The sequence below is a fragment of the Corynebacterium sp. HMSC14H10 genome, from assembly GCF_001807105.1.
Taxonomy (GTDB): domain Bacteria; phylum Actinomycetota; class Actinomycetes; order Mycobacteriales; family Mycobacteriaceae; genus Corynebacterium; species Corynebacterium jeikeium_D.
Genome location: NZ_KV787422.1, coordinates 37,852 through 47,706, shown reverse-complemented (window position 1 = coordinate 47,706; position 9,855 = coordinate 37,852). Strand labels below are relative to the sequence as shown.

General features: G+C 58.9%; 9 protein-coding genes. 2 read left to right on the top strand and 7 right to left on the bottom strand.

Features of this window, described 5'->3' with window-relative positions; genetic code table 11:
* Window positions 1–87: 87 nt before the first annotated feature.
* The 5 genes from HMPREF3135_RS05385 to pgi form a co-directional block, all read right to left on the bottom strand.
* Window positions 88–366, bottom strand: a complete 279-nt coding sequence (locus HMPREF3135_RS05385) for a mycoredoxin (RefSeq protein WP_070438541.1) — start codon at window positions 364–366, stop codon at window positions 88–90.
* 100 nt (window positions 367–466) lie between these two features.
* Window positions 467–997, bottom strand: coding sequence for a dihydrofolate reductase (locus HMPREF3135_RS05380; protein ID WP_070429818.1), 531 nt, complete (start codon window positions 995–997; stop codon window positions 467–469).
* Window positions 998–1,020: 23 nt separating this feature from the next.
* Window positions 1,021–1,857, bottom strand: a complete 837-nt coding sequence (locus tag HMPREF3135_RS05375) for a thymidylate synthase (protein WP_070438537.1) — start codon at window positions 1,855–1,857, stop codon at window positions 1,021–1,023.
* Window positions 1,858–1,873: 16 nt separating this feature from the next.
* Window positions 1,874–2,629 carry a 3'(2'),5'-bisphosphate nucleotidase CysQ gene (locus HMPREF3135_RS05370; protein ID WP_049190299.1) on the bottom strand — a complete coding sequence of 252 codons (756 nt, stop codon included), beginning with the start codon at window positions 2,627–2,629 and terminating at the stop codon, window positions 1,874–1,876.
* Between the two features lie 168 nt (window positions 2,630–2,797).
* Window positions 2,798–4,435 (bottom strand): glucose-6-phosphate isomerase, encoded by a 1,638-nt coding sequence (gene pgi / locus HMPREF3135_RS05365; protein ID WP_070438534.1) that lies wholly within the window; start codon window positions 4,433–4,435, stop codon window positions 2,798–2,800.
* A gap of 203 nt (window positions 4,436–4,638) precedes the next feature.
* Here pgi and HMPREF3135_RS05360 point away from each other — a divergent pair, with 203 nt between their 5' ends.
* Window positions 4,639–6,120 carry an NAD-dependent succinate-semialdehyde dehydrogenase gene (locus HMPREF3135_RS05360; RefSeq protein ID WP_070438530.1) on the top strand — a complete coding sequence of 494 codons (1,482 nt, stop codon included), beginning with the start codon at window positions 4,639–4,641 and terminating at the stop codon, window positions 6,118–6,120.
* 22 nt (window positions 6,121–6,142) lie between these two features.
* Here the strand turns inward: HMPREF3135_RS05360 and HMPREF3135_RS05355 are convergent, their stop codons facing one another.
* Window positions 6,143–6,517: a chorismate mutase gene (locus HMPREF3135_RS05355; RefSeq protein ID WP_005509925.1), complete on the bottom strand. Its 375-nt coding sequence runs from the start codon at window positions 6,515–6,517 to the stop codon at window positions 6,143–6,145.
* Window positions 6,518–6,582: 65 nt separating this feature from the next.
* Here HMPREF3135_RS05355 and HMPREF3135_RS05350 point away from each other — a divergent pair, with 65 nt between their 5' ends.
* Window positions 6,583–9,288, top strand: coding sequence for a UvrD-helicase domain-containing protein (locus HMPREF3135_RS05350; RefSeq protein WP_070438527.1), 2,706 nt, complete (start codon window positions 6,583–6,585; stop codon window positions 9,286–9,288).
* A 21-nt stretch (window positions 9,289–9,309) separates the two neighbouring features.
* Here the strand turns inward: HMPREF3135_RS05350 and HMPREF3135_RS05345 are convergent, their stop codons facing one another.
* A complete protein-coding gene (locus HMPREF3135_RS05345; protein WP_070438524.1) occupies window positions 9,310–9,801 on the bottom strand; it encodes a hotdog fold domain-containing protein in 492 nt (163 codons plus the stop codon).
* Window positions 9,802–9,855: the final 54 nt, after the last annotated feature.

Below are 9,855 nucleotides of genomic sequence, written 5' to 3'. Positions count from 1 at the left end.
AATCAGACACACTTTTTGTCACTTAACCCTTAAAACAAGCCGAGCCCCGAAAGTGGGGCTCGGCTTTTTAATTACTTAGCTTGTTAATTACTTGCCGGAGAGTTCAGCGTACTTAGCGGTGACTTCCTCCACAGACGGATTCGTGGCGTGCTCGCCATCGGAGTACAGCACAGTCGGCACAACGCGGTTGCCGTCATTGACGGACTCAACCCACTTCGAGAGGTCGTCGTGCTTTTCGACGTCCCAAGCCTCAAACGGAGTGCCGTTTTCCTTCAGGCCAGCAATGAGGTTCTGGCAGAAAGGACACCAGGCTGCAGCGTAAATGGTCACGTGTTCGGTGGTCTGTGGAGTCTTCACATCAGTCATACTTAGGTCAACGCGCGGACCAAGGCCGATATTCCATTGCGCAATACGTTCGCCGGGCAGTAGTCCCGCCTCAGAGCCTTGCGAGACAGGCTTCCAAGCGCTAATCCTCTAGACGCCGCCACGTGCAGAAGCGGTAGCGTAGGCCGGTCGTTGACGTCTGCCACGGGCCATCCTCGACGCGAACCCAGTCGTAGAGGTCGGGAGCCATGACCGGTACTGGGACGTTGACATCAGTATCAATGTCGGTGACCACGCATTCGTCGGCAAGCGAAAGTGCATCGCGATAGACACGCCCGCCTCCGATAATCCAAGCCGCGGGCGCGTCGGCGACGGCTGCGAGCGCGGCTTCGAGGCTGGTTGCGGACTCGGCGCCCGGGAAATCGGATACGGAGCGTGAAAGGACGATGTTTCGACGACCGGGGAGTGGTCGGAACTTGGGATTCAGCGAGTCCCACGTGCGACGCCCCATGATGACCGGTGCGCCCATCGTTGTTGTTTTGAAATGCTGAAGATCTTCAGGCAGATGCCAGGGCATAGTCGCACCGTCGCCGATAATGCCGGCCCGAGACTGCGCCCAAATCATCCCTACAAATGGGGGCCTTGCGCTGGTGGAAGCGGTGGACTCGTTCATGTCGACACTCACCTTTCGCTGACTTAGACAGCCACCTGACCGCGAATCAGAGGATGCGGGTCGTAGCCGATGACCTCAATGTCCTCGTAAGCGTAGTCGAAAATGCTGTCGGCCTTCTGAAGCTTCAGCGTGGGGTAGGGGCGTGGCTCACGGGAGACCTGCAGTTCGCACTGTTCAATGTGGTTGTCGTAGATGTGGCAATCGCCACCGGTCCAGATGAACTCTCCAACATCCAAGCCCGCCTGCTGCGCCATCATGTGCGTCAACAGTGCATAGGAAGCGATGTTAAACGGCACGCCTAGGAACATGTCCGCGCTGCGCTGGTAGAGCTGGCAGCTGAGCTTGCCATCTGCGACGTAGAACTGGAACAGCAGATGGCACGGCGGCAGCGCCATATTGGAAATCTCGGAGACATTCCAGGCGCTGACGATGTTGCGGCGGCTATCCGGGTTGGACTTCAGAGTCTCCAGCGCCTGTGCAATCTGGTCGATGTGGTGCCCATCTGGAGTGGGCCAGGAGCGCCACTGCACGCCATAGACTGGGCCGAGGTCGCCGTTGTCGTCTGCCCACTCATTCCAAATAGTCACTCCACGGTCCTGGAGCCACCGGACGTTCGAATCGCCGCGGAGGAACCACAACAGCTCGTACACGATGGACTTCAGGTGCACCTTCTTAGTGGTGATCAGTGGGAAGCCCTCGCTCAGATCAAAGCGCAGCTGGCGGCCGAACACTGAGCGAGTGCCCGTGCCAGTGCGGTCTGATTTAGCTGCTCCGTCAGCGAGAATTTCGCGCAGCAAATCCTCGTACGGAGTCTTAATGCCCTGATGAGCCTGTGTCGTGATGTCAGTGGAGTCGGTCATAGCCGCCCTAGCTTACCTACTTCTGCTCTTGATCCTTGAATTCCTTCACCAGTGCCAGAATTTCCTCCGACAGGTCCGGTCGGCAGAACAGCATATCCGGCAGGAAAGTATCGACATTATTGTAGGTCGGCGCGGAGCCGTCTAGGCGGCTGACAAAAAGTCCTGCGGACTTAGCGACACCAACCGGCGCTGCCGAGTCCCACTCGTACTGACCACCGTCGTGGATGTAGGCGTCGTAGTCACCGAGTAGCACGTGCATTGCCTTCGCACCAGCGGAGCCCATCTCCACCAGCTCCATGCCTAGCTTGTCAGCGACGTACTTCGCCACAGCCGGTGGGCGAGTACGCGATACGACAATCTTGCCCGCACGCGGCCCCTGGACAGCCTTGGCCTCACCCGTGTGGAAAACCTGGCCGTGATCCGGCAGACCAACAGCAGCGTGGGTCGGCTGACCGTCCTCTACCAGAGCGACATGAACTGCCCAGTCCTGGCGGCCCGAAGCGAACTCACGCGTGCCATCGAGTGGGTCAATAATCCACACCCGCTTTGAGTCCAGGCGCTCACGGTTATCCGCGGCTTCCTCCGACAGCAGTCCGTCGTCCGGACGGTGCTGCTCTAGTACGCGGGCAATCCACTCCTGTGCCAGTGCGTCGCCGGCATCTCCCAGAATGCGGCCACGCAGCAGGCCTACGTTGCGGACACCCTTGAGAATTTCACTGGCGCCCACGGCAAGTCGATAGGCAAGAACATCATCTTCAATGTAGGCAGACATAACTTAGATACTATTCGCTTTTTCCCGACCCCGCTTTACGACGGGATGCCGCGCCCCATCCTCACCGCAACCGAATGGTCATATAAATAACAAAAGTCCGCCCGCAGCGAGAATCAGTTCAAGCCGAAGGCGGACTCTTAGCTATCTAGGCCAATTGGCCAGAAGACGTTAGCGCTTGTCGCGGTACCACGTCAGCAGCGCATCGGTAGAAGCGTCGCCAGAATCAGGCGCCACTTCACCGGTAACTGCAGGCAACAGGTCACCAGCCTGCTGCTTGCCCAGCTCGACGCCCCACTGGTCGAAGGAGTTCAGGCCCCAGACAATGCCCTCGACAAAAGTAGTGTGCTCGTAAAGTGCAATCAGCGCACCGACAGCGTCCGGGGTCAGTTCCTCAGCCATGATGGTCGTAGTCGGACGGTTACCCGGCATGACCTTGTGCTCCACGAGCTCCTCTGCAATGCCCTCTGCGCGAATTTCTTCTGCGGTCTTACCGAAGGCCAGCACCTTGGTCTGTGCGAAGAAGTTACTCATCAGCAGGTCGTGCATGGAACCTTCGCCAGATGCCGTCGGCAGATCCTGGCGTGGGCGGGCAAAGCCGATGAAGTCAGCCGGAACCAGGCGAGTTCCCTGGTGAAGAAGCTGGAAGAAAGCGTGCTGGCCGTTCGTTCCCGGCTCACCCCAGAAGATTTCTCCGGTGTTGTAGTCCACCCTCTTGCCGTCGGTACGCACGGACTTACCGTTCGATTCCATGGTGAGCTGCTGAAGGTACGCCGGGAAGCGAGAGAGATCCTCGGAGTAGGGCAGTACGGCATGCGACTGGGCGTCGAGGAAGTTTGAGTACCAGACATTCAGCATGCCCATCAGTACCGGCACGTTCTGCTCCAGCGGAGCGTTGAGGAAGTGCTCATCCATTGCTCGGAAGCCCTGCAGGAAGCGCATGAAGTCCATCGGGCCAACGACTGCCATGATGGACAGGCCGATGGCGGAGTCGACGGAGTAGCGGCCGCCGACCCAGTCCCAGAAGCCAAACATGTTCTCAGTGTCGATGCCGAATTCGGCGACCTTTTCGGCATTCGTGGAAACGGCAACGAAGTGCTTGGCGACGGCTTCTTCGCTACCCAGTTGCTGGATAAGCCAGCGGCGAGCTGCGTGAGCGTTGGAGAGCGTCTCCTGCGTGGTGAAGGTCTTGGAAGCGACAATAAACAGCGTGGACTCCGGATCGACCTCATCCAGAACCGCCTGCAGGTCAGATGGGTCAACATTAGAGACAAAGCGGGCATCAATGCCGGCAGTGGCGTAGGTGCGCAGCGCCTTGGTCACCATTGCCGGGCCCAAGTCGGAGCCACCGATGCCGATGTTCACCACAGTCTTAATAGTGTGACCCGTGTATCCCAGCCAGTCTCCACTGCGGAGGCTGCGAGCGAAATCGCGCATGCGGCCGAGCACCTCATGCACGTCGGCAGCGACATCCTGGTCGCCGACGGTCAGATTTTCCTCTGCTGGCAGGCGCAGCGCTGTGTGCAGCACGGAGCGGTTTTCAGTGGTGTTGATCTTGTCACCGCGGAACATCTTCTCGCGTGCTTCTTCGATTCCAGCTGCACGAGCGAGCTCAACCAGCTCGGCAAAACCGTCGAGGCACATCAAGTTCTTGGAGAGGTCAACGTGGAGAGTGCCAGCATCGAAAGTCAGCTTCTCAGCGCGGCCTTCTTCAGTTGCGAAGAGCTCACGCAGCGAGGTGCCGCGGACGTTGTCCACGCGCTTAGCCAGCTGAGCCCACTGCTCGGTTCCAGTGATATCTACAGTCATTCCTGCTCCCAGGTAATTTTTGACGAAATGCACTTTATACATCCCCAGACTAGTTGCGTTTTGGCGCTCTCGCCGGGCGGCTGGATTCGACCAGGCGTGACCACAATCTGCCAGCAACTCGAGTCCGCAGTGCTCATGCGTCGCCCCATCCGCCACCTACGAGCCCCTAGCCCGCTTCAGCAAAGGCACCTACCCTGGAAAATATGACTGATTTCACTCCCGATTACGACAACATCCTCAAAGACGTCCCCACGGGTCTTCTCCTCGGCGGTGAGTTCCGTCCTGCGTCGAATGGCGAGACCTTCGACGTAATTAATCCCGCCACAGATAATCCGCTGGTCAAGGTCGCTTCTGCCACTGAAGAGGACGCGAAGCGGGCGCTTGACGACGCCGTCGCCGCCCAGAAGGAGTGGAAGGCAACCCCGCCCCGCAAGCGCAGCGAGATTCTTTACCGCGCATTTGAACTCATCCGTCGGGATGCAGACAAGTTGGCCCAGCTGCAGTCCCTGGAGATGGGCCGTGCGTTGCCGGATTCCAAGGCTGAGGTCGGCTACGGTGGCGAGTTTTTTCGTTGGTTCGCTGAGGAGGCCGTGCGTATCTCCGGCGATTACCGAATTTCTCCGAGCGGAACCTCGCGCGTCGCGGTGATTAAGCAGCCGGTCGGCCCGGCTTTGGCTATTACGCCGTGGAATTTCCCGCTGGCTATGGGTACCCGCAAGATCGCCCCGGCACTCGCCGCCGGCTGCCCGGTCATTATTAAGCCGGCGTCCAAAACTCCGCTGACCATGCTCTACCTGGGCAAACTGCTTATCGAAGCCGGTGTCCCCGCAGGCGTAATCTCCGTGCTGCCAACAGGACACTCAGCCAACGTTTCGGCCCTGCTTTCCGATGACCGCCTGCGCAAGTTCACCTTCACCGGTTCCACCGAAGTTGGCCAGATGCTCGCTGCGAAGGCCGCGGAAACTTCGATGAAAGTTTCCCTTGAGCTCGGCGGGAATGCTCCGTTTGTCATTCTCTCTGATGGTGATGTTGATAAGGCTGTGCAGGCAGTCAGTGACGCCAAGCTCCGCAATGGCGGCCAGGTGTGTATCGCCCCGAATCGCTTTATTGTTCATGAATCCAAGAAGGATGCGTTCGTCGAAGGCGTCGTCAAGCGTTTTGCGGAGCTGAAGTTGGGCGAGGGCACCGACCCTGCGACGGACCTTGGGCCACTCGCGCTGCGCGATCAACAGGAAAAGGTTCGTGATCTGGTTGATGATGCGATCAAGCGCGGTGCGAAGGTCGAGTGCGGCGGCAAGATTCCAGATCTCGGCGGCGCGCTTTCCGACGGCTACTTCTTCGAGCCCACAGTTCTGACCGATGTGCCCGAGGATGCGGATATTGTCCGCGAAGAGATTTTCGGTCCAGTGGTTGCGGTGACAACCTTCACAGACGACGACCGTGCGATTGAGCAGGCAAATGACACCATCTTTGGCCTGGCTGCGTATGTGTTCAGTGAGAACCTGACCAAGGCGCTTAGTGCGGCAGAGGCGCTGGAGTCCGGCATGGTTGCGGTCAATAAGGGATCGCTGTCGGACCCGTCGGCGCCGTTCGGTGGTGTCAAGCAGTCCGGCCTTGGCCGCGAGGGTGGCTTCACCGGTATCGATGAGTTCCTAGAGGAAAAGCTGATTTCCCTGGAAGGCTAGACGGGCGAGTAGCTGGCGAGGGTTAGCCCAGGCGACCGCGTCCCATGCGCAGCAGCGCCGACGCGATCGCCGGGCCCTCTGGGCCAAGTGCGTCGCGGAACTCGTTGATGATCTGCACCTCTCGGCCGTGCACGAGACGTGTGCCGCCAGATCCCAGGCGGGTTTTGCCGACGGCCTTACTGATTGCGGTGCGGCGTTGAATGGCATCGATAATCAGCCCGTCAAGGCGGTTGATTTCCTTGCGGTACTGTTCGATCTCCGCGGAGCTCAACGGGTCATCGGTGCCGGTGGGGGTGCGGACTTCAAAAGGGGATACTGCCGCAGCTTGCTGGCTGTGCTCAGCGCCGTCGGTGTTATCGGTGTGTGCGGCGGGAGTGTCCGCAGGGTTTTCGCTCATAGTTCTTATTGTGCCAAAGGATTCGAACAGTCCAATCCGGGGGCTCGGCTACTGTAGTAGCCATCATGGGAAATGAAACTGGAATGCTGTTCGGGTCCTTCAATGCTGACGATGGCCGCAGTGGCGATAGCCATGCTGGTTCGAACCACGGTGAGTCGGGCGGTGCTACGCCTGGCCGCGGTGGTTTCGGCCACTTCGCCGGCGCTGGTAGCAATAGCGCGCCGAGTGGCGCTGCCAGCTTTGGCGGCGGTTTTGGCGGCGGCTTCGAGCCCAGTTTTGATTCAGAGTCGCTGCTAGAGGGGCTTAATCCGCAGCAGCGCCAAGCAGTGGAGCACATTGGTTCACCACTGTTGATTGTGGCTGGAGCTGGTTCGGGAAAGACGTCTGTGCTGACGCGCAGGATTGCATACCTAATCGGTGCGCGTGGAGTGCTGCCAAGCCAAATTTTGGCTATTACCTTTACCAATAAGGCCGCTGCCGAGATGCGCGAGCGTGTGGCCGGTCTGGTCGGTGACCAGGCGCAGCGTATGTGGGTGTCCACGTTCCACTCCATGTGTGTGCGCATCCTGCGCATGCAGCATGCGCTAGTACCGGGGCTTAATTCCAATTTCTCTATTTATGATTCGGACGACTCCCGGCGTTTGCTGTCCATGATTGCTAAGGACATGGACCTGGATGCCAAGAAGTTCACCGGCCGCGTGCTCTCGTCGCGTATCTCCAATCTCAAGAATGAGTTGATTGACCCGGAGAAGGCCATCGCGGATGCCTCGACGACGCGCAATCCTTTTGATGACGTCGTTGCACGGGTTTACCTGGAGTACCAGACCAGGCTGCGGGCGGCTAATGCCGTGGATTTTGACGATCTAATCGGTGAGGTCGTTCGGATCTTCACCAGTCACCCGCAGGTTGCAGAGTATTACCGTCGCCGCTTCCGGCATGTGTTGGTGGACGAGTACCAGGACACCAACCATGCGCAGTATGTTTTGGTCTCGACGCTCGTCGGCAAGCCCGGTGGAGATGTGCCTCCGAGTGAGCTGTGTGTGGTGGGCGATTCGGACCAGTCCATTTATGCCTTCCGTGGTGCGACTATTCGCAATATTGAGGAGTTTGAGAAGGACTATCCGGAGGCCACGTCGATTCTGCTGGAGCAAAACTATCGCTCGACGCAGACGATTCTGTCGGCGGCCAATGCGTTGATCGCGCGCAATGAGAATCGCCGGGAGAAGAAGCTGTGGACCGATCTCGGTGAGGGCGGCAAGATCAAGGGCTACGTAGCGGACAATGAGCACGATGAGGCCCGGTTTATTGCTAACGAGATTGAGCAATTGGTCGATTACGGGCCGCACTCGTACTCGGATGTGGCGATTTTCTACCGCACCAATAATTCCTCCCGTGCTCTAGAGGATGTCTTCATTCGTATGGGCGTGCCGTACACGGTGGTTGGTGGCACCAGGTTTTATGAGCGTAAGGAAGTACGCGATATTGTCGCCTACCTGCGCGTTATTGAGAACTTCGACGATGATGTTTCGCTGCGTCGCATTATCAATACGCCGCGGCGTGGAATCGGTGACCGTGCGGTGGCGCATGTGTCGCTCTATGCCGAAGACGAGCGGTGCTCGTTTGGCACGGCGCTGCGTGCCGTAGCTGAGGGCAAGGTTCCGGCGGTGGCGGCGCGGAGTCGAAACGCGATGGCGGCGTTCGTCGAGATGATTGATGCTCTGGCGGCGGATATGGCATCCGGTGAACTGGCCGATATCGGTGACTTGGTCAACGCGATTATTGACCGCAGTGGATACAAGTCGGAGCTCGAGCGCTCCAATGATCCGCAAGATGCCACGCGCCTGGACAACCTCAATGAGCTCGTCAGCGTTGCGCGGGAGTTCTCTGCAGAGGCGCGGATGATGTCGTCGGTGGATATTAGCGCTGATGTAAATGAAGGCTCTGGCGCTGCAGCTGATGCTGAAAGCGGTGCTGATACCAGTGGCGAGTCCGAGGTGGAATCTGAGATCGCGAATGACCTCGCGCGTGATTTCACGGCCGACTTCGACAACGATGGGGAAGCAGAGCCGGGAAGTCTGCAGGCATTCCTCGAGCGAGTTTCTCTGGTGGCGGATGCGGACCAGATTCCGGATGATGACACCGGTGTAGTGACGTTGATGACGCTACATACGGCCAAGGGCCTGGAGTTTCCGGTGGTATTTCTCATCGGCTGGGAAGACGGACTGTTCCCGCACCTGCGCGCCCTGGGCGATCCGAAGGAGCTGGCCGAAGAGCGGCGTCTGGCCTATGTCGGTATTACCCGTGCTCGCAAGCAGCTGTATCTCACGCGAGCTGTGACTCGGTCCTCGTGGGGTTCGCCGCAGAATAATCCTCCCTCACGTTTCCTGGGGGAAGTCCCAAGCGACCTGATTGATTGGCTGCGCGAGGCTCCGGCTCGAAGCTGGGGCGCCGGTTCTGGTGGTTTTGGCTCTGGTGGCTACGGCGCGGGCAGCGCGTTCGGTCGTGGCCATGGTGCCTCGTCGGGCTTCGGTTCCAGCTCGGGCTTCGGCTCGGGCTCGGGTGGGTCCGCCAGCTCTGGTGCGTCATCCCGAAAGAAGAATCAGGTCTTGCACCTAGAGCCCGGTGACAAGGTTGTTCACGACAAGTACGGCTTAGGCACTGTGCTTGAAGTCCAAGGGGTCGCGCCCCGGGCAACTGCGATGATTGACTTTGGATCCGCAGGTAAGGTCCGCATGATGCTTATCGGCGGTGTGCCAATGGAGAAGCTGTAAAAATCCACCACCGCCTGGAGGCTACTTAGGCTTCTTCGCCGTCACCCAGCAGTTGATGGTGGCATCTTGCACTTCGGTGCCGCCTGCGTCGGTCAGCACGATGTGGACGGGAAAATCTACCCCACCAGTTTCCGGTGTGATGGTGGAGAAGTCCGGCAACTCAGCCTTGGCCACAGCCGTCAGCCCACCGACGGAGATGCGCTTGTAGTTCGTCGTCATGCCCTTTGGCACCCAGCGATGCGTTGTTGGCACGCTGGCCTCACAGAGCATGCCCATCGCGAATTCAGCGAGGTTACACGCAGCAATCGCATGCACGGACTTAATGTGATTACGCACGCCCCACCAAGCGGGCATGCGCGCTACCGCCAGTCCAGGCTGCATCGTCTCTAGCTTGGGGCAGATCGTGCGAAAATATGGCGCCGTCAATGCGGCGGTTAAGGAAAATAGACGCTTGCCGACGACTGGAGTCGCAGCCAACTTCTTCCACATGCGGAATGTTTGAGTCTCTGCCATGTGTCAAGAGTAAAGCCCCAGTACCGGCGGCGATGCCGGTTTCTGAAAAATTAA